The organism is Bordetella trematum, assembly GCF_900078335.1.
Taxonomy (GTDB): Bacteria; Pseudomonadota; Gammaproteobacteria; order Burkholderiales; family Burkholderiaceae_B; genus Bordetella; species Bordetella trematum.
Genome location: NZ_FKBR01000022.1, coordinates 97,269 through 115,262, shown reverse-complemented (window position 1 = coordinate 115,262; position 17,994 = coordinate 97,269). Strand labels below are relative to the sequence as shown.

Here is a 17,994-nt window from a genome sequence, read left to right as displayed (position 1 = left end):
GCGGGCGCTGCCGTTAGGGTCAGTCAACGTTATCGGTGGCCTGCGGCATCAGGTTCCAGTGCAGTTTGCGGCGCAGGGTGGAGAAAAAGCTGTAGCCCTGGGGATGAACCAGGCGGGCCGTGTGCGGAGAGCGCTGCACGGTGATCCGGTCGCCTGGCTGCAGGTCTGACCAGGTCTGCATGTCGAAGTGCACCGAAGCCCCCGTCTCGACGCGCCCGCTGGCCGTGAGGGTCATGCTGAGCACTCCCGTGTCCGGGATGACGATAGGGCGGTTGGAGAGGCTTTGCGGCGCCACCGGCACCAGCACCATGGCGTTCAGGCCCGGGTGCAGCAAGGGGCCGGCCGCCGACAGGGCGTAGGCGGTCGAGCCCGTGGGGGTGGCGATGATCAGGCCGTCGGCGCGCTGGGTGTACATGTGCACGCCATCAAGCTCGACCCGCATCTCGATCATGCCGCCGCGTCCGGCGCGGTTGAGCACCACGTCGTTCAGGGCACAGGCCGAGAACATCTCCGCATCGCCGCGCCAGACGCTGCCTTGCAGCAGCGAGCGCTCCTCGATCTGGTAGTTGCCGTCGAGCACGCGGGTCAGCGCGGCCTGGGTATCCTGCAGCGGGATGTCGGTGATGAAACCCAGCCGGCCGTGGTTGATGCCGATCAGGGGCACCCCATAGGGCGCCAGATGGCGCGCCGCGCCCAGCACCGTGCCATCGCCGCCCAGGATCACCGCCAGCGAGGCGGACTCTCCGATTTCCTGCAGCGTGGCAACGGCATAGTCGTGCAGGCCGGTGTTGCGCGCCGTGTCGGTGTCAAGGAGCACGCGCCGGCCTGCGCGCGTCAGCATGTCGGCCAGGGCGCGCAGCGGCGCATCCAGGCCAGTGTCCTGGTAGCGGCCGATCAGAGCGACGACGGGAAAGTGCATGGGCGGGTTTCAGTGGATTCAGGATGCATATCAGGCGATTATATGGGGGCGTATATTGTGTTGGAGGACAAAAATCGCCTCCCCAGCCAACTTTCCCTAAAATACCGTTATGGATGACCGTGCTCGTGCCTTGCTCAAGGCGTTGATTGAACGCCATATCGCCGACGGGCAACCAGTCGGCTCGCGTACGCTTGCCCAGGTGTTTGATCTCTCTCCGGCGACCATACGCAACGTAATGGCCGATCTGGAGGACCTCGGGCTGATCCAGAGTCCCCACACCTCAGCGGGGCGGGTGCCGACGCCGCGCGGCTACCGCGTGTTCGTGGACTCGTTGCTGGCCGTGCGGCCCTATCAGTTCGAACCGGCCAGCCCCATCGAGCTGTTGCCGTCGGCCGAACCCAGCCGCGCCCTCAACGCTGCAGCGGCGCTGCTGTCTAACCTGACGCAGTTCGCCGGTGTGGTGCTCACGCCCAAACGGGCTCAGGTTTTTCGCCAGATCGAGTTCCTGCGGCTTGGCGAAAGGCGGGTGCTGCTCATCGTGATCACGCCCGATGGCGACGTGCAGAACCGCATCATGCAGGTTCAGCGCGAGTATTCCGATGCCGACCTGCACGAGGCCGCCAATTTCTTCAACCAGCATTTTTCCGGCAAGTCGTTCGACGCCGTGCGGCGCACCCTGTCGACCGAGCTGACGCAGTTGCGCGAGGATATCTCGCGCCTGATGCAGGCGGCAGTCGAAGCCGGCACCGAACCGCTCGACGAAGGCGACAACGTGGTGATTTCCGGCGAGCGCAAACTGCTCGACGTCAGCGACATCACTTCCGACATGGATCGCCTGCGCAAGATGTTTTCGCTGTTCGAGAAGAAAACCGAGCTGCTGCAGCTGCTGGATGTCTCCAGCCGCGCGCAGGGCGTGCAGATCTACATCGGCGGCGATTCGCAGCTGGTGCCCATGGATGAAATGACCGTGGTGACTGCGCCTTATGGCGTGGATGGCCGGGTGGTGGGCACGCTGGGCGTGATCGGCCCGACCCGAATGGCCTATGAGCGGGTGATTCCGATCGTCGACATCACGGCGCGCCTGCTGTCCAACGCCCTGAGCCACAATCAGTAAACCGAAAATCGATGACGCGCCCCTTGGGGGGCGGCAACAGGAGAGGTCTGTGTTTTTGCGCCTGTTCAAGTATTTGTGGCCTGAACGGTTCCTGATGGAGCCTCCCGGCGCCGAAGATCGCTTTGACCCGGATCCCGCTCCGCGGGGCCCGGGGCGCAGCGGCGTGTTGCTGGTCAACCTGGGCACGCCCGATGCGCCCACGCCGCGCGATATCCGCAAGTATCTGGGCGAATTCCTCTCGGACCCGCGTGTCATCGAGATCCCGGGCTATCTCTGGAAGCCCATCCTGCATGGGCTGGTGCTGCGGCTGCGGCCCAAGAAGCTGGCGCCGCGTTATGCCGGCATCTGGATGGAGGGCGGTTCGCCCCTGCTGGTCTACAGCCGGCAGCAGGCCGAAGGCGTGGCGCGCCTGCTGGCCGAGCGCGGTCTGGATGTGCCGGTGGCCCTGGCCATGCGCTATGGCAATCCCAGCGTGGCCGAGGCAATCACGCAGTTGCGCGCCCAGGGCTGCGATCACATTCTGACCGTGCCGCTCTATCCGCAGTATGCGGCCAGCACCACGGCCACGGCGGTCGACGCCGTGACGCGCCACGCTGCGCGCCTGCGCGATCAGCCGGCCCTGCGCTTCGTCAAGCGCTTTCATGCCGACCCCGGCTATCTCGACGCCCAGGCCGCACGCATCCAGGCCTACTGGGCCGAACATGGCCGTGCGCAGATGCTGGTGATGAGCTTTCACGGCCTGCCGCGTTACTCCATCGAACTGGGCGACCCCTACTACCGCGATTGTCTGGAGACCGCACGCGGTCTGCGCGAGCGGCTTGGCCTGGCGCCCGAAGAGCTGGAGGTGACCTTCCAGAGCCGTTTCGGTTCGGCCCGCTGGATGGAACCCTACACCGAACCCACGCTCAAGGAGCTGGCCGGCCGCGGCGTTCGGCAGGTGGACGTCGTGTGTCCGGGCTTCGTGGCCGATTGCCTGGAAACCCTGGAAGAGATCGACCAGGAATGCCGCCAGGCCTTCATCGAGGCCGGCGGCGAGCGTTTCCGCTACATCCCGGCCCTCAATGACAGCGAGCAATGGGTGGCCGGCCTGACGGACCTGGTTCAAGAACAGTTGCAAGGCTGGCCCGTCGGACGGACTGCGCTCGCGTAAACTGGGGCAAGGCCCTTGCGCCTATCCCGTGAATAGTTTTCAAGGAGACGGCAAGATGACATCCCCCACTCGACCCCGCGTAGGTGTTTCCGGTGCCCCTGGCCATGAAGAACTCCGGGAGGACAGCGTCGAGCGTGATCTCGACGAGGCGCTGATGGAAACTTTCCCGGCCAGCGATCCGATCTCCATCACGCCCGAGGAAGACCGGCCCGAGCCGGAAATCGACGAGGCGCTCAAAGAGTCCTTTCCCGCCAGCGATCCTCCGGCTCCTGCCCAGCCCGGCAAAAAATAAGGGCAGGCGCCCGAAAAAGGGGCTGGCCGGGCTGTATTTTCCTCTTGAAAGTCCGGCCATGGCCCCCATTTGGGGCGCAAACCCTGTTCATTTATTTCTGGAGGATATCCATGACGGCATCTCAAGAGCCTGTCGATCCGGTTCAGGATCCTGACATCGCATCGACCGCTGACGAACTTCAGGCCGAGCTGGCCGCCGTGCGCGCCGAACTGGAGGCCGCCCAGGCCCAGGTGCTGGCCCAGCAGGAGCAGGCGCTGCGCGCCATGGCCGAAGCCGAGAACGTGCGTCGCCGCTCGCAGGAGGATGTCTCCAAGGCCCGCAAGTTCGGCATCGAGTCTTTTGCCGAGAGCCTGGTCCCGGTCAAGGACAGCCTGGAAGCGGCGTTGGCTCAGGGCGAGCAGACCGTCGAGGCTTTCCGCGAAGGGGTGGAGGTCACCTTGAAGCAGCTGACCGGCGCCTTCGAGCGCAACCAGCTCAAGGAAGTCGCGCCGGCTGCGGGTGACAAATTCGATCCGCACCTGCACCAGGCCATCTCGTCCATTCCCAGCGAGCAGCCCGCCAATACGGTGGTGCAGCTGCTGCAGAAAGGCTATGTCATCGCGGATCGCACGCTGCGCCCGGCCCTGGTGGTCGTGTCGGCCGGACAGGGCTGAGGGGCGTCATGAGCCCCGCAGGGTTTGACCCCAGTCAGGTTTTCGAGGTCTTCGGCATGCGCGCCGTAAGAAGCGAGAGCTTCGAGGCTGCCGTGCTGCAGGCTCCCGAGTCCGAACTGTGCTGCGTCTTTCTGTGGGGCCAGGACTGCTACAACTGCAATATATTCAAGCAGACCGCGCTGTTGCACCGCGAGGCGCTGCTGGCGCTCGACTTGAGCTGGTTTCAGGCCGATGTGTATGCGGATGTCGCGCTGGGCCAGCGTTTCGGCTTGCATGGCGTGCCCGCCTTCATGTTTTTCCGCGCTGGCAAGCGTCTGGGCCGGGTTACCGGCTGGCCCGGTTTGCCGCAATTCAGCGCGGCGGTGCGGCGCTTGCAAAACGGGTCTTGAAAAACCCTGCCCTCGTCCCCAGTTAGGCTGGGACTGTGATTTTTTGACTAATTCGACCAATAACTGATTCTTAGGTAAACCTACCATGAGCAAAATCATCGGCATCGACCTGGGTACGACCAATAGCTGCGTGGCAGTCATGGATGGCGGCCAGGTCAAGATCATCGAAAACGCCGAGGGTGGCCGCACCACGCCCTCCATCGTCGCCTACATGGAAGACGGTGAAATCCTGGTCGGCGCCCCGGCCAAGCGCCAGGCCGTCACCAACCCCAAGAACACCCTGTACGCCGTCAAGCGCCTGATCGGCCGCAAGTTCGACGAGAAGGCCGTTCAGAAAGACATCCATCTGATGCCCTATGGCATCGTCAAGGCGGACAACGGCGACGCCTGGGTTGAAGCGCGCGGCAAGAAAATGGCCCCGCCGCAGGTGTCGGCCGAAGTGCTGCGCAAAATGAAGAAGACCGCCGAGGACTACCTGGGCGAGCCCGTCACCGAAGCCGTGATCACGGTGCCGGCCTACTTCAACGACAGCCAGCGCCAGGCCACCAAGGACGCCGGCCGCATCGCGGGCCTGGAAGTCAAGCGCATCATCAACGAGCCGACCGCGGCCGCGCTGGCTTTCGGCCTGGACAAAACCGAAAAGGGCGACCGCAAGATCGCCGTCTATGACCTGGGCGGCGGCACGTTCGACGTGTCCATCATCGAAATCGCCGACGTTGACGGTGAAAAGCAGTTCGAAGTGCTGTCGACCAACGGCGACACCTTCCTGGGCGGCGAAGACTTCGACCAGCGCATCATCGACTACATCATCGGCGAGTTCAAGAAAGAGCAGGGCGTCGATCTCGCCAAGGACGTGCTGGCGCTGCAACGCCTGAAGGAAGCCGCCGAGAAGGCCAAGATCGAGCTGTCCTCGAGCCAGCAGACCGAAATCAACCTGCCGTACATCACGGCCGATGCTTCCGGTCCCAAGCACTTGAACCTGAAGATCACGCGCGCCAAGCTGGAAGCGCTGGTCGAAGAGCTGATCGAGCGCACCATCGAGCCGTGCCGCGTCGCCATCAAGGACGCTGGCGTGAAAGTGTCGGATATCGATGACGTGATTCTGGTCGGCGGCATGTCGCGCATGCCCAAGGTGCAGGAGAAGGTGAAGGAATTCTTCGGTCGCGATCCGCGCAAGGACGTCAACCCCGATGAGGCGGTCGCCGCAGGCGCCGCGATCCAGGGTTCCGTGCTGTCGGGCGATCGCAAGGACGTGCTGCTGCTGGACGTCACCCCGCTGTCCCTGGGTATCGAAACCCTGGGTGGCGTGATGACCAAGATGATCCAGAAGAACACGACCATCCCGACCCGCTTCTCGCAGACCTTCTCGACCGCGGACGACAACCAGCCGGCCGTGACCATCAAGGTCTTCCAGGGCGAGCGTGAAATCGCCGCAGGCAACAAGGGCCTGGGCGAATTCAACCTGGAAGGGATCCCGCCCGCGCCGCGCGGTCTGCCGCAGATCGAGGTCACCTTCGACATCGACGCCAACGGCATCCTGCACGTCTCGGCCAAGGACAAGGGTACCGGCAAGGAAAACAAGATCACCATCAAGGCCAACTCGGGGCTGTCGGAAGACGAGATCGAGCGCATGGTCAAGGATGCCGAGGCCAACGCCGAGGAAGATCACCGCATGGCTGAGCTGGCCCTGGCCCGCAACCAGGCCGACGCACTGGTGCACGCGACCCGCAAGTCGCTGACCGAGTACGGCGACAAGCTGGAAGCGGCCGAGAAGGAAAGCATCGAGGCGGCCCTGAAGGAAGTCGAAGACGTCCTCAAGACCGGCGACAAGGCTGAAATCGACGCCAAGGTCGAAGCGCTGACGCAGGCTTCGCAGAAACTGGGCGAGAAGATGTACGCCGATGCGCAGGCGCAGCAGGCGGCTCAGCAGGCCTCGCAGCAGCAGGCGGCCGACAACGCCAAGCCGGTTGATGACAACGTCGTGGATGCCGACTTCAAGGAAGTCAAGCGCGACAACTGATGTTCGTTCTATGATGCAAGGCTTTCGCCCGGTAACCGGTTCCCCGGTTATCGGGCGGATGCTTTGCTCTTTCCTGGAACCTGGCTCTTTCCGGAGCCCTGATGACTCATGGCAAAACGTGATTACTACGACATCCTGGGCGTGGCGAAAAACGCCTCGGATGACGAACTGAAGAAGGCCTACCGGAAGCTGGCCATGAAGTACCACCCGGACCGCAATCCGGGCAACAAAGAAGCCGAAGAAAAATTCAAAGAGGCCAAAGAAGCCTACGAAGTCCTGGGCGACGATCAGAAGCGCGCCGCGTATGACCGCTATGGCCATGCCGGCGTCGACCCGAATGCCGCCGGCATGGGTGGCGCGGGCATGGGTGGCGGTTTCGCCGATGCCTTTGGCGACATCTTCGGCGAGATCTTCGGGGGTGGCGGCGGTGGACGTCGCGGCGGTCCGCAGGTCTATCGGGGCGCCGATCTCAAGTACGCGCTGGAAATCACCCTCGAACAGGCCGCCAACGGTTTCGAAACCGAGATCCGCGTACCCAGTTGGGAAAACTGCGATACCTGCCACGGTTCGGGCGCCAAGCCCGGCACCACGCCCAAGACCTGCCGCACCTGCGGCGGCTCCGGCGCCGTGCGCATGCAGCAAGGCTTCTTCAGCGTGCAGCAGACCTGCCCGACCTGCCATGGCAGCGGCAAGGAGATCACCGATCCCTGCACCAGCTGCGATGGCGTGGGGCGCGTGCGTCGCAACAAGACGCTGCAGGTCAAGATTCCGGCCGGGATCGATGACGGCATGCGCATCCGCTCGGGCGGCAACGGCGAGCCGGGCGTCAATGGCGGCCCTCCGGGGGATCTGTACGTCGAGATCCACATCAAGCAGCACCGCATCTTCCAGCGCGATGGCGATGATCTGCACTGCGAGCTGACCATCCCCTTCACCACAGCTGCGCTGGGCGGCGACCTGCAGGTGCCGACCTTGGGTGGCAAGGCGGAAATCTCCATCCCCGAAGGCACCCAGTCGGGCAAGACTTTCCGCCTTCGCGGCAAGGGGATCAAGGGCGTACGCGCTGCCTATCCGGGCGACCTGTATTGCCACGTGGTGGTCGAGACGCCGGTGCGCCTGAGCGATGAGCAGAAGAACATCCTGCGCCAGTTCGAGGCGTCCCTGAACGACGGTGGCGAGCGCCATTCGCCGCAGAGCAAATCCTGGACCGATCGCGTCAAGGAGTTCTTCAGCTGAGCCGGTGCGAACCTCGGCAAGCCAGCGGCCCCGTTTCGACGGGGCCGTTTTCATTTCGCGGTGCGCCGTCCCTTGCCATGGGCTCGGGCCCGCCGGTTTGCAAAAAGATAACGGGCCCGATCGGGCCCGTTATCGCGCCGGTGCCGGGCAGCGCCGGCGGGCCGGGGTTCAAGGCTTGGCCGGCGCCTTGCTGAAGTCGCCTGCCACGGCCGTGCTGAAGCCCTGCGGTTGCAGGTACTTGCGCAGAGCCGCATTGACCTGCGCGGTCGTGAGGGCGGACAGCTTCTGGTCCATCTCGGCGCTCCAGGCGAAGCTGCGGCCGGTCTGCAGGTAGTGCAGCCAGCTGCCGGCCAGGGTGTCGTCCTGGGCGCGCGACAGATTGCGATAGTTCAGCAGCGCGGTCACGCCGTCCTTGATTTCCTGGTCGGTGAAGCCGTCCTTCAGAACGCGGGCCAGCTCTTCGTTGATCGCGTTCTCGACGCGCTGACGATTCTCGGGCGCGTAGATGGCGTAGATCGTCCAGTTGGCCGAGGGTTCGAAGGCCGAAACGGCCAGATTGCTGCGCACGTTGTACGACAGACCATCCTGTTCGCGCACCCGGGTCCACAGGCGCGAGGTTTCCGAGGTGCCCAGCAGGAAGTTGGCCAGGTACAGCGCCGGATAATCGGCGTTGGTGTCCTGCAGCGGCAGGGGCAGGCGCGAGATATAGAAGGCGTTGGCCTTGTCCGGGGTCTCGAGGGTGAATTGCTCCGGCTTGATCTTCTCGAAGGGCGTCGGAATGCGCGTGAAGGCTGGCGCCCGCTGCCAGCCGTCCAGGCCCTTCTTCACGGCGCTCTCGACTGCCGCCGGGTCGAAGTCGCCGACGACCGACAGCTTGACCTGGCCGGCACCGTAGAAGCGCTTGTGGGTCTCGATCAGGGCCTGACGCTGGAGTTTCTGGGCGGATTGCAGCGCCTCTTCGAAGGTGGGCACGTAGCGCACGTCATCGGGCTTCCAGGGGTTGTCGTGGCGGGCCAGCACGCGCGAGGCGAGGGCGGTGGGCTCGGTCATGGCGCTTTCGATGGAAGTGCTGACCTGGCGCTTGTATTCATCCAGCTCTTCCTGGGGGAAGTTGGCGTTGCGCGTGATGTCCAGCATCAGCTCGATGAGCGCCGGCAGGTGTTCGCGCGTGGTTTCCATGCTGATGGCCAGGTCGGTGCCCGAGCCATTGATGGCGACCTGGGCCTGCAGCTGGTCGATGCGGTCGCTGATCTGCTGGCGGGTCAGCTTGGGCGTGCCGCGGGCAAGCAGGTCGGCCACGGCGCTCAGGTTGACGCGCTGGCCGCGCAGACTGTCGACGTTGCCGAATTGCAGCAGCAGGTCGGCGGCGACGCGATCGCCACGGGTGGCCTTGGGCAGCAGCGCCAGTTCGACCGGGCCATTGGGCAGATCAAGGGTGCGGCGCTGGGTGTGCTTGTCGATATTGGCCGGCGTGGGGTCGAAGGCCTCGACCGCCTTGAAGTCGGCATCGCCCTTGTAGTCCTTGAAGACGCTGTCCAGGTCGGGCCGGGCGCCCAGCGGCGAGCGCACGGGTTTCTCGGTGGGGATGTAGCGGCCTTCGGTCAGGTTGCTGGGGCGCAGGTAGGCTTCGGCCACACGCTGCACCTCGGGCAGGGTGGCGGCCCGTGCGCGATCGCGCTGCAGGAAGAACAGGCGCCAGTCGCCCGAGGCGATGGCCTCCGACAGGGCGATGCCCACTTTTTCCGGATCGCTGTAGGTTTGCTGCCAGCTCGTCAGCCACTTGCTGCGGGCGCGTTCGAGTTCTTCGGCGGTGAACGGCTTTTCCGAGAGGGTGTTCAGGGTGGAGGTGAGGGTCTGCAGCGCCTGGGTCTGATTCATGCCTGCCTGCAGCTGGGCGCCGAACATGGCCACGCCGGGATCGAGCTGATCCATGGTGAAGCCGAACACGCCGGAGGCCAGCTTGGTGGGCACCAAGGCGTGATACAGGCGGCCCGAAGGCGTGTCGGCCAGCATGATGGTGGCCAGATCCATGGGGATGTAGTCGGGGCTGCCTGCTGCCGGGATGTGATACATCGCTGCCACCAGCGGCGTGCCGCCAGCGCGGCGCAACGTTACCGAGCGTTCCCCGTCCTGCTGCGGTTCGACGGTGTACTCGCGCGGCAGGCTGCGGGTGGGTTTGGGCAGCTTGCCCAGCGTGTCCTCGATGGCCGCGAGGGTGGTCTTGGGGTCGAACTTGCCGGCCACGATCAGCACGGCGTTATCCGGCTGGTAGTACTCGTGGTAGAAGGCGCGCAGCTGGGCGACGTCGACGTTCTCGACGTCGCTGCGCGCACCGATGGTGCTCTTGCCGTAGTTGTGCCACTGGAAGGCCGCGGCGAGCATTTTCTGCATCAGCACGCGGAAAGGATTGTTCTCGCCGCTTTCCATTTCATTGCGCACCACCGTCATTTCGGAGTCCAGGTCCTCCTTGGCGATGAGCGAATTGACCATGGCATCGGCCTGCCAGCCGAGATACCAGCGCAAGGTTTCGGGGTTGGCCGCGAAGCTGGCGAAATAGTTGGTGCGGTCGCCGGAGGTGGTGCCATTGGCACGCAGGCCGCGGCGCGAGAACTCGCCCAGGGCGTTGCGGGTGCTGGGTGTGCCCTTGAACAGCATGTGCTCAAGCAGGTGGGCCATGCCGGTCTGGCCGTAGTTCTCGTTGCGCGAGCCGACCAGATAGGTCATGTTGACGGTGGTGGTCGGCTTGGACGAGTCGGGGACGAGCAATACCCTCAGGCCATTGTCCAGGCGGTATTCCGTGATGCCCTCGATGGATGTGATTTCGCTGGGTGACGCCGCGTAGACGGCAGCCGGCCCCCCAATGAATGCGATACATAGTGCTGCGCTCAGGTTTCGGGTCACGCCGGTCAGCGAAAAGTGCATGGTCGAGTCCTCATCAACGGCAAAGTGAGTTGGAGTGTAAACGCTGGCAATGGTTCGAAAGTGCGCCGGCCGATCCTTCTGGGACCGTGCCTGAGACTGTTTTTGCCGGTTACAGCTTGACTCAGGCAGGGGTTTGTCGGGGACGCAGCGATAGCAGTACGCTAATGATACGTGGCGGCTGCTGTCTTGCCCGCCATCGCCTATGTCGAGGCGCCCCGGCGCGGATCAGCCGCGGTCGGGTGCTGCGCCGCGCCGGAGGAATCCATGTTGACCGATACCGTCGCCCAGGCCCTGTCCGTGCTGTTGGGCCGCGCGCTTACGCAAGCGCACATCAAGGGCCAGTTCCGCTACGCCTATGCCAGCGAAGATGGCCGCTATGTCGCCATCCTGGCGCATGACACCAATACCTATGTCGTCGATCTGAACGATGGGCGCTATTGCCGGGAGCCCGGCGTGCAACCCTGCGGATTCTCCGGCCATGTGCTGGAAATGCAGCTTGCGCAGGGCGAAGCCGCCAATGATCTGTTCGACCTGGACATGGATGGCGAGGAAATCGCCTGGCGGGGTTGCCCTGCGGCAGGCTGAGGCCTGCCGCACAGCGTCCAGGCCCTGAGGGCTGCGACGCTGCCTACTTGGCGAGAATGCGCATGGCCTGTTCTAGGCCGCCGACCGTGACGGGGAACATGCGTTCCTGCATGATGTCGCGTATCAAGGCGATGGACTGCCGGTACTGCCAATAGGCCGAGGGCTCGGGGTTGAGCCATACGGCCTTGGGCCAGGTGTCGAGCAGGCGCCGCATCCAGGTCGCACCGGTCTCTTTGTTGTAGTGCTCGACCGAGCCGCCGGGATGCAGGATCTCGTACGGACTCATGGTGGCATCGCCCACGATGATCAGGCGCCAGTCCGCGTTGTACTTGCGCAGCAGGTCCCAGGTGTCGATGCGTTCGGCATGGCGGCGCGTATTGTGCTGCCAGACCGACTCGTAGGGGCAGTTGTGGAAGTAATAGACGTCGAGGTGGCGGAATTCGCTGCGTGCGGCCGAGAACAGTTCCTCGACGCGGGCGATGTGATCGTCCATGCTGCCGCCGACATCCAGCAGCATCAGCACCTTGACGGTATTGCGTCGCTGGGGAACCAGGCGCAGGTCCAGATGGCCGGCGTTGCGCGCGGTATGGGCGATGGTGTCGTCCAGGTCGAGCTCCAGGTCGGCGCCTTCGCGTGCAAAGCGGCGCAGCCGGCGCAATGCGACCTTGAAGTTGCGCGTGCCGAGTTCGACCTGGTCGTCGTAGTCGCGGAACTGGCGTGACTCCCAGACCTTGACGGCGGTGCGGTGGCCGGCCGATTCTCCGCCCACGCGGATGCCCTCGGGGTGGTAGCCGCCGTTGCCGAAGGGCGACGTGCCGCCGGTGCCGACCCACTTGTTGCCACCGGCGTGGCGGCCCTTCTGCTCGTTGAGCCGTTCTTTGAAAAGCTCCATGAGCTTGTCCCAGCCATGCTTCTGGATCGCGGCTTTTTCTTCCGGGGTGAGGCTCTTCTCGAATTCCTTGATCAGCCAGTCCAGCGGGATCTCGCGATCGGCGGGCAGCGCCGCCTCCAGCTTTCTGTAGTAACTGCCGAAAGCCTGGTCGTAGCGGTCGAACAGGCTTTCGTCCTTGATCAGCGTGGTGCGGGCCAGGAAATAGAAGTCGTCCAGTGTGGGCGGCATCACCTGCGCACGCAGCGCCTGCAGCAGCGTCAGATATTCATTGACCGACACCGGCAGGCGATGGTCGCGCAGGTGATAGAAGAATTCCGTCAGCATGGCGGCAGGTCAGCGGCGCAGGTTGCGGGCCATGCCGGCCAGGCGCTCCAGCAGGTGGACGTCCTGTTCGTTCTTGAGCAGGGCGCCCGCCATCAGGGGCACGGCGCTGTCGGCGTCGATGCGTTCGGCTTCGATGCCTTCGGCCATCAGCAACCGCAGCCAGTCCAGCAACTCGGAGGTGGACGGTTTTTTCTTCAGGCCCGGCGCCTCGCGCAGGGCGAAGAACGTGTCCAGGGCGGCGCGCAGCACGTCGGCGCGCAATTCGGGATAGTGCACGGCCACGATATCGCGCATGGTGTCGCGATCCGGGAAACGGATGTAGTGAAAGAAGCAGCGGCGCAGGAAGGCGTCGGGCAGGTCTTTCTCGTTGTTGGAGGTGATGATGACCAGCGGGCGATGACGCGCGGCGATGGTTTCGCGCGTTTCGTAGACATGGAATTCCATGCGGTCGAGCTCGCGCAGCAGATCGTTGGGAAACTCGATGTCGGCCTTGTCGATCTCGTCGATCAGCAGCACCACCGGCTCGTCGGCCTGAAAGGCCTGCCACAGCGTGCCCTGCACGATGTAGTTGCGGATGTCGCGGACTTTTTCGTCGCCGAGCTGCGAGTCGCGCAGGCGCGAGACCGCATCGTATTCATACAGGCCCTGGTGGGCCTTGGTGGTCGACTTGATGTGCCACTGCAGCAGCGGGCGTCCCAGGGCGCGGGCGACTTCCTCGGCCAGCATGGTCTTGCCGGTGCCGGGTTCGCCTTTGATCAGCAGGGGGCGTTGCAGGGTGAGGGCGGCGTTGACCGCCAGCTTGAGATCATCGGTGGCAACGTAGCGGTCGGTGCCTTCGAAACGTTCGGATGGTGCGGTCGATTGGGTCTGGGACATCGGGAGGCGGGAATCGGGTTGAGCCGGGCGCGTCGCGCCGCTGCGGCAGACGGGGTGTGCAAGGATTATCGTACATTCCCGCCGCCCCGGGGCGGGGCCGCCCGCCGCATGCCCGTCTAGCGGCCCGCGCGCTGGCGGATCAGATCGATGTAGACGTCGCTGTCCAGCGGGGCGCCCAGGCGCTGGGCTTCCCAGACGACCTGGCCCAGACAGTCCATGATTTCATGCGCGGCCTGGTGCGCGTCCATGCGTCGCACCAGCGTCTGGTAGGCATTGCGGATGCCGCGCGGATGATCGATGGACAGCTGTTCTGCGATGGCCAGATGCATGGACAGGTGCAGAAAAGGGTTGGTGCGCCCCTTCTCGACGGGGTACTCCTGCGTCATGGCGTCCGGGCTTTCGAGGTCGCCGTGGTATTCGGGATGTTCCAGCACCCAGTCCAGCGCCATCGACTCCAGCGGCGTGAGCAGCTCGTTGGCGCGGTGTTTGCGCCAGGTCTCGATAAAGAATTCGCGAACTTGGTCGCGCGAGGGATTGAACATTCGTGGGCCAGGAAAAGTGCTTGCAAAACCTGCCATTTTACGCCCTGTGCGGATAGCCCCCCTGAATTGCGCTATAGAATGGTTCCATGTTCGCGGCCGGCAGCCTCGCTGCCTGGCGGCACGCAGGTCATCAAAAAGTGGAGCAAGCCATGTCGTATCAACATATCAGGATCCCCGAGGGGGGGCAGAGGATCACGGTCAATCCTGATGGCAGTCTGAATATCCCGGATGAAGTCATCATTCCCTACATCGAAGGCGACGGCACCGGCGCCGATATCACGCCGGTGATGCTCAAGGTGGTGGATGCCGCCGTGCAGAAAGCCTACGGCGGCCAGCGTCGCATCCATTGGATGGAGGTCTACGCCGGCCAGAAGGCCACCCGGGTCTATGGCGAAAACCATTGGCTGCCCGAGGAAACCCTCGAGGTGCTGCGTGACTATCTGGTGTCCATCAAGGGCCCCATCACCACGCCGGTGGGGGCGGGCCTGCGTTCGCTGAACGTGGCGCTGCGCCAGCGCCTGGACCTGTACGCCTGCGTGCGTCCGGTACGATACTTCCAGGGGGTGCCTACGCCGGTGCGCGAGCCGCAGAAGACCAACATGGTCATCTTCCGCGAAAACTCCGAGGATATCTATGCCGGCATCGAATACATGGCCGAGACGCCCGAGGCGCGCAAACTGATCGACTTCCTGCAGCAGGACCTGGGCGTGACCCAGATCCGTTTCCCCGATACGGCCTCCATCGGCATCAAGCCGGTTTCGCGCGAGGGCACCGAGCGCCTGGTGCGCAAGGCCATTCAGTATGCCCTGGACCACGACCGCGCCTCGGTCACGCTGGTTCACAAGGGCAATATCATGAAGTTCACCGAAGGGGGCTTTCGCGACTGGGGCTATGCGCTGGCACGGCGTGAGTTCGGCGCTCAGCTGATCGACAACGGTCCCTGGTGCAAGATCAAGCATCCGCGTGGCGGACGCGACATCATCATCAAGGATGTCATTGCAGACGCCTTCCTGCAGCAGGTTCTGATGCGTCCGGCCGAGTACGACGTGATCGCCACCCTCAACCTGGACGGCGACTATATTTCGGCGGCGGTGGCTGCGCAGGTCGGCGGCATCGGCATTGCCCCGGGCGGCAATATCTCCGACACCGTCGCGATGTTCGAGGCCACCCATGGTTCGGCGCCCAAATATGCCGGCAAGGATTACGTCAATCCGGGCTCGGAGATCCTGTCGGCCGAAATGATGCTGCGTCACATGGGCTGGCTGGAAGCGGCCGACCTGATTCTCGCCAGCATGGAAAAAACCATTCAGTCCAAGCACGTCACTTACGATTTCGCCCGCCTGCTGCCCGGCGCGATCCAGGTGTCATGCTCCGGCTTTGGCGCCAAGATGATCGAAAACATGTAAGCCCCGTGCCGCCAGCAAGGGGCTGCCTGGCGTTGGCTGCCCATTGCGAGAGCTTGGCGGCTTTTTGCACCAGAATGGCGCATTGTCCGGTTTAAATGCCCCGACCTAGGGCATTCCCCTAGTGTGACATGCCCGTAAGTGGTGCAGAATTCCGTCCCATGCAGGTGAGGAGACAGGCCCTGCATAAGGGCACAAAAAAACCGGCGGCACCGGTTATAAAAATGAAGCAGTACCTAAAATAAAAAGTAAACGCACAACGGCTGGCACTTCGGTGCCGGCCGTTGTCGCTTAAAGGAGCCGTGTGTTGCCCACCGAGACGTCGGAACGCAATACCTCCCGCGGGGCTGATCCGTCCCCGAGTTCTCCCTATTGGCGCGCCAATGTGCGCCGCATTGCCCTGTTGCTGCTGATCTGGGCGGCGGTGACCGTGGTGCCGGTGTTTCTGGCGCGCGATTACTGGCGCTATGAAATCTTCGGCTGGCCTGCCGCCTACTGGATGGCGGCTTTCGGGGCGCCCCTGAGCTATCTGATCATCATCGGCGTCTATGCCTGGCTGTCCAATCGCGCCGATGCCCGCCAGGGCCAGGAGGGCTGATGCCGTTCTGGGGCTCGACACCGCATGAGTTCACCCGCCGGCTGCGCTGGATTTACTCGCTGTATGCGGTGGGCTTCATGCTGCTGGTGGCCCTGCTGGCCGCCGTCGAGATGGCAGGGCTGCCTCGGCATTGGCTGGGCTACATCTTCCTGCTGGTGACCGTCAGCCTGTATGCCGGCATCGGCATTGTCTGTCGCACGTCAGACCAGGCCGAGTACTACGTGGCCGGCCGGCGGGTGCCGGCCTTCTACAACGGCATGGCCACGGCGGCGGACTGGATGTCGGTCGCCTCCTTCATCGGCGTGGCCGGCACGCTGTATCTTTCCGGCTATGGCGGGCTGGCCTACATCATCGGCTGGACCGGCGGTTTCGTGCTGGTGGCGCTGCTGCTGGCTCCCTATCTGCGCAAGTTCGGCCAGTACACCATTCCGGATTTCCTGGGCGCGCGCTACGGCGGGCATCTGCCGCGCATGGCGGGCGTGGTGTGCGCTTTGCTTTGCTCCTTCACCTACCTGGTGGCGCAGATCTATGGCGTGGGCATCGTCACCACCCGCCTGACCGGCATCTCCTTCGAACTGGGCATTTTCGTGGCGCTGGGGGGGATGCTGGTGTGTTCTTTCCTGGGCGGCATGCGCGCGGTGACCTGGACCCAGGTAGGGCAGTACATCATCCTGGTGATCGCCTATCTGGTGCCTGTCATCTGGCTGGCCGTCAAGCACACCGGTACGCCCCTGCCGCAGCTGGCCGGCTCGGCCCTGGTGCAGACCGTCAATGACAATGAGCGCCGGGTCCTGGCCGAGCCCGGCGAGATCGAGGTGCGCCAGTTGTGGGCCGAGCGGGCGCAGGAAATGAAAGCGCGCATCCAGGGACTGCCGCATTCCTGGACCGAGGAAAAGCAGGCCCTGCGGGCGCGGCTGGCCTGGATGAATGCGACCAATGCGCCCCTGGTGGAGATCCGGTCGCTGGAGCGGGAACTGGCCACCTATCCGGCCAGTATCGAAGAAGCGCGCACGGTCTGGTCCAAGGCGCAGACGCTTTATGCTGCGCGGGCGGCGCCCGCCGTGCCGCATACCGAGCCCTTTCCCTCAGAGGACGCAGACGAGCGCAGCAATATGCGCATCAATTTCCTGGCCATGGCGATATGCCTGATGCTGGGAACGGCGGGCATGCCGCATATCCTGATGCGTTCGTACACCACACCCTCGGTCGCCGAGGCGCGCCGCTCGGTGACTTGGTCGCTGCTGTTCATTCTGCTGCTCTACCTGATGGCGCCGGTGCTGGCATTGCTGGTGAAGTATGAGATCTATGCCCAGGTCGTCGGCGTGGGGTTTTCCGATCTGCCGGCCTGGATCCATGCCTGGAGCGGGGCTGACAGCAGCCTGCTGGAGGTGGCCGACGTCAACCATGATGGCGTGCTGCAGGCCAGCGAAATCCATATTGGCGCCGAAATGGTGGTGCTGGCCATGCCGGAGATCGGCGGCCTGCCTTTCGTGATATCGGGCCTGGTGGCCGCAGGCGGCCTGGCCGCGGCCCTGTCGACGGCCGACGGCCTGCTGCTGACGCTGTCCAACTCGCTCTCGCACGACATGTGGTACCGGGTGGTGTCGCCGCGCATGTCGGCGGCGCGCCGCGTCATGGTGTCAAAAATCCTGCTGCTGCTGGTGGCCTTCGGTGCGGCCTGGCTGGCCGCTCGCAAGCCGGCCGACATTCTTTTCATGGTGTCGGCGGCGTTCTCGTTTGCCGCCTCATCGTTTTTCCCGGCGCTGGTGATGGGCATTTTCTGGCGGCGCGCCAACAAATGGGGGGCCACGCTGGGCATGGCCGCCGGCCTGCTGACCACCTTTGCCTACATGGCGCATACGCATCCGTGGCTGCGGGAGTGGGTCTTCGGCGTGGGGCAGGCCGAGCCGGTGCAGCTGTGGTGGGGGATCCAGCCCATCGCGGCCGGTGTGTTCGGCGCACCGGCGGCTTTCGTGACCATCATTGTGGTGTCCCTGCTGACCCCCAGGCCGGATCGCGCCACGCTGGCGCTGGTGGACTACCTGCGCCAGCCGCAAGGGCGCTGAGGCGCAAGGGCTG

The 17,994-nt window shown here is 64.2% G+C and carries 16 protein-coding genes; 11 read left to right on the top strand and 5 right to left on the bottom strand.

Translation table 11 applies throughout. From position 1 onward, the window contains the following. Positions 1 to 19: 19 nt before the first annotated feature. Complete coding sequence (locus tag A7V84_RS11450) at positions 20 to 919, bottom strand: NAD kinase (RefSeq protein ID WP_025516701.1); 900 nt, start codon at positions 917 to 919, stop codon at positions 20 to 22. Between the two features lie 109 nt (positions 920 to 1,028). On the opposite strand from A7V84_RS11450, the gene hrcA reads away from it, so the two are divergent. From hrcA to dnaJ, 7 genes are all read left to right on the top strand, one after another. Beyond that, a complete protein-coding gene (gene hrcA, locus A7V84_RS11445; RefSeq protein ID WP_025516700.1) occupies positions 1,029 to 2,033 on the top strand; it encodes a heat-inducible transcriptional repressor HrcA in 1,005 nt (334 codons plus the stop codon). 49 nt (positions 2,034 to 2,082) lie between these two features. Further along, entirely contained in the window at positions 2,083 to 3,183 is a 1,101-nt protein-coding gene (gene hemH / locus A7V84_RS11440; RefSeq protein WP_025516698.1) for a ferrochelatase, read from the top strand. Positions 3,184 to 3,238: 55 nt separating this feature from the next. Then, complete coding sequence (locus tag A7V84_RS11435) at positions 3,239 to 3,475, top strand: hypothetical protein (protein ID WP_025516697.1); 237 nt, start codon at positions 3,239 to 3,241, stop codon at positions 3,473 to 3,475. Positions 3,476 to 3,585: 110 nt separating this feature from the next. Next, the gene (grpE, locus tag A7V84_RS11430; protein ID WP_025516694.1) at positions 3,586 to 4,128 is read left to right on the top strand and encodes a nucleotide exchange factor GrpE; all 543 of its coding nucleotides are present in this window, start codon (positions 3,586 to 3,588) and stop codon (positions 4,126 to 4,128) included. 8 nt (positions 4,129 to 4,136) lie between these two features. Beyond that, a complete protein-coding gene (locus tag A7V84_RS11425; RefSeq protein WP_063491422.1) occupies positions 4,137 to 4,517 on the top strand; it encodes a thioredoxin family protein in 381 nt (126 codons plus the stop codon). Between the two features lie 85 nt (positions 4,518 to 4,602). Next, entirely contained in the window at positions 4,603 to 6,537 is a 1,935-nt protein-coding gene (gene dnaK, locus A7V84_RS11420; RefSeq protein WP_025516690.1) for a molecular chaperone DnaK, read from the top strand. A gap of 108 nt (positions 6,538 to 6,645) precedes the next feature. Continuing rightward, positions 6,646 to 7,773: a molecular chaperone DnaJ gene (dnaJ, locus tag A7V84_RS11415; RefSeq protein WP_025516689.1), complete on the top strand. Its 1,128-nt coding sequence runs from the start codon at positions 6,646 to 6,648 to the stop codon at positions 7,771 to 7,773. 168 nt (positions 7,774 to 7,941) lie between these two features. Here the strand turns inward: dnaJ and A7V84_RS11410 are convergent, their stop codons facing one another. Further along, positions 7,942 to 10,695 (bottom strand): M16 family metallopeptidase, encoded by a 2,754-nt coding sequence (locus A7V84_RS11410; protein ID WP_025516688.1) that lies wholly within the window; start codon positions 10,693 to 10,695, stop codon positions 7,942 to 7,944. Positions 10,696 to 10,959: 264 nt separating this feature from the next. Between A7V84_RS11410 and A7V84_RS11405 the strand changes: the two genes are divergently transcribed. Further along, a complete protein-coding gene (locus tag A7V84_RS11405) occupies positions 10,960 to 11,280 on the top strand; it encodes a hypothetical protein (RefSeq protein WP_033535266.1) in 321 nt (106 codons plus the stop codon). Between the two features lie 43 nt (positions 11,281 to 11,323). Here the strand turns inward: A7V84_RS11405 and A7V84_RS11400 are convergent, their stop codons facing one another. The 3 genes from A7V84_RS11400 to A7V84_RS11390 form a co-directional block, all read right to left on the bottom strand. After that, positions 11,324 to 12,496 (bottom strand): vWA domain-containing protein, encoded by a 1,173-nt coding sequence (locus A7V84_RS11400; protein ID WP_025516686.1) that lies wholly within the window; start codon positions 12,494 to 12,496, stop codon positions 11,324 to 11,326. A gap of 9 nt (positions 12,497 to 12,505) precedes the next feature. Beyond that, positions 12,506 to 13,372 carry an AAA family ATPase gene (locus tag A7V84_RS11395; RefSeq protein WP_025516684.1) on the bottom strand — a complete coding sequence of 289 codons (867 nt, stop codon included), beginning with the start codon at positions 13,370 to 13,372 and terminating at the stop codon, positions 12,506 to 12,508. 116 nt (positions 13,373 to 13,488) lie between these two features. Beyond that, entirely contained in the window at positions 13,489 to 13,914 is a 426-nt protein-coding gene (locus A7V84_RS11390) for a DUF1841 family protein (RefSeq protein WP_025516682.1), read from the bottom strand. Between the two features lie 149 nt (positions 13,915 to 14,063). On the opposite strand from A7V84_RS11390, the gene icd reads away from it, so the two are divergent. The 3 genes from icd (at position 14,064) to A7V84_RS11375 (ending at position 17,981) form a co-directional block, all read left to right on the top strand. Then, a complete protein-coding gene (gene icd, locus A7V84_RS11385) occupies positions 14,064 to 15,320 on the top strand; it encodes an NADP-dependent isocitrate dehydrogenase (RefSeq protein ID WP_025516681.1) in 1,257 nt (418 codons plus the stop codon). A gap of 301 nt (positions 15,321 to 15,621) precedes the next feature. Further along, the gene (locus A7V84_RS11380; RefSeq protein WP_328586988.1) at positions 15,622 to 15,915 is read left to right on the top strand and encodes a DUF4212 domain-containing protein; all 294 of its coding nucleotides are present in this window, start codon (positions 15,622 to 15,624) and stop codon (positions 15,913 to 15,915) included. Further along, entirely contained in the window at positions 15,915 to 17,981 is a 2,067-nt protein-coding gene (locus tag A7V84_RS11375) for a sodium:solute symporter family protein (protein WP_025516679.1), read from the top strand. Before A7V84_RS11380 ends, A7V84_RS11375 begins: the two co-directional genes overlap by 1 nt. The last annotated feature ends 13 nt before the right edge of the window (positions 17,982 to 17,994 follow it).

Bases quoted from the DNA above. Each gene is read 5' to 3' on its own strand.
- A7V84_RS11410 (WP_025516688.1), bottom strand. From the start codon at position 10,695: ATGCACTTTTCGCTGACCGGCGTGACCCGAAACCTGAGCGCAGCACTA.
- A7V84_RS11390 (WP_025516682.1), bottom strand. From the start codon at position 13,914: ATGTTCAATCCCTCGCGCGACCAAGTTCGCGAATTCTTTATCGAGACC.
- icd (WP_025516681.1), top strand. From the start codon at position 14,064: ATGTCGTATCAACATATCAGGATCCCCGAGGGGGGGCAGAGGATCACG.
- A7V84_RS11405 (WP_033535266.1), top strand. From the start codon at position 10,960: ATGTTGACCGATACCGTCGCCCAGGCCCTGTCCGTGCTGTTGGGCCGC.
- A7V84_RS11425 (WP_063491422.1), top strand. From the start codon at position 4,137: ATGAGCCCCGCAGGGTTTGACCCCAGTCAGGTTTTCGAGGTCTTCGGC.
- hrcA (WP_025516700.1), top strand. From the start codon at position 1,029: ATGGATGACCGTGCTCGTGCCTTGCTCAAGGCGTTGATTGAACGCCAT.
- A7V84_RS11435 (WP_025516697.1), top strand. From the start codon at position 3,239: ATGACATCCCCCACTCGACCCCGCGTAGGTGTTTCCGGTGCCCCTGGC.
- dnaJ (WP_025516689.1), top strand. From the start codon at position 6,646: ATGGCAAAACGTGATTACTACGACATCCTGGGCGTGGCGAAAAACGCC.
- grpE (WP_025516694.1), top strand. From the start codon at position 3,586: ATGACGGCATCTCAAGAGCCTGTCGATCCGGTTCAGGATCCTGACATC.
- A7V84_RS11375 (WP_025516679.1), top strand. From the start codon at position 15,915: ATGCCGTTCTGGGGCTCGACACCGCATGAGTTCACCCGCCGGCTGCGC.
- A7V84_RS11450 (WP_025516701.1), bottom strand. From the start codon at position 919: ATGCACTTTCCCGTCGTCGCTCTGATCGGCCGCTACCAGGACACTGGC.
- A7V84_RS11395 (WP_025516684.1), bottom strand. From the start codon at position 13,372: ATGTCCCAGACCCAATCGACCGCACCATCCGAACGTTTCGAAGGCACC.
- A7V84_RS11400 (WP_025516686.1), bottom strand. From the start codon at position 12,496: ATGCTGACGGAATTCTTCTATCACCTGCGCGACCATCGCCTGCCGGTG.
- dnaK (WP_025516690.1), top strand. From the start codon at position 4,603: ATGAGCAAAATCATCGGCATCGACCTGGGTACGACCAATAGCTGCGTG.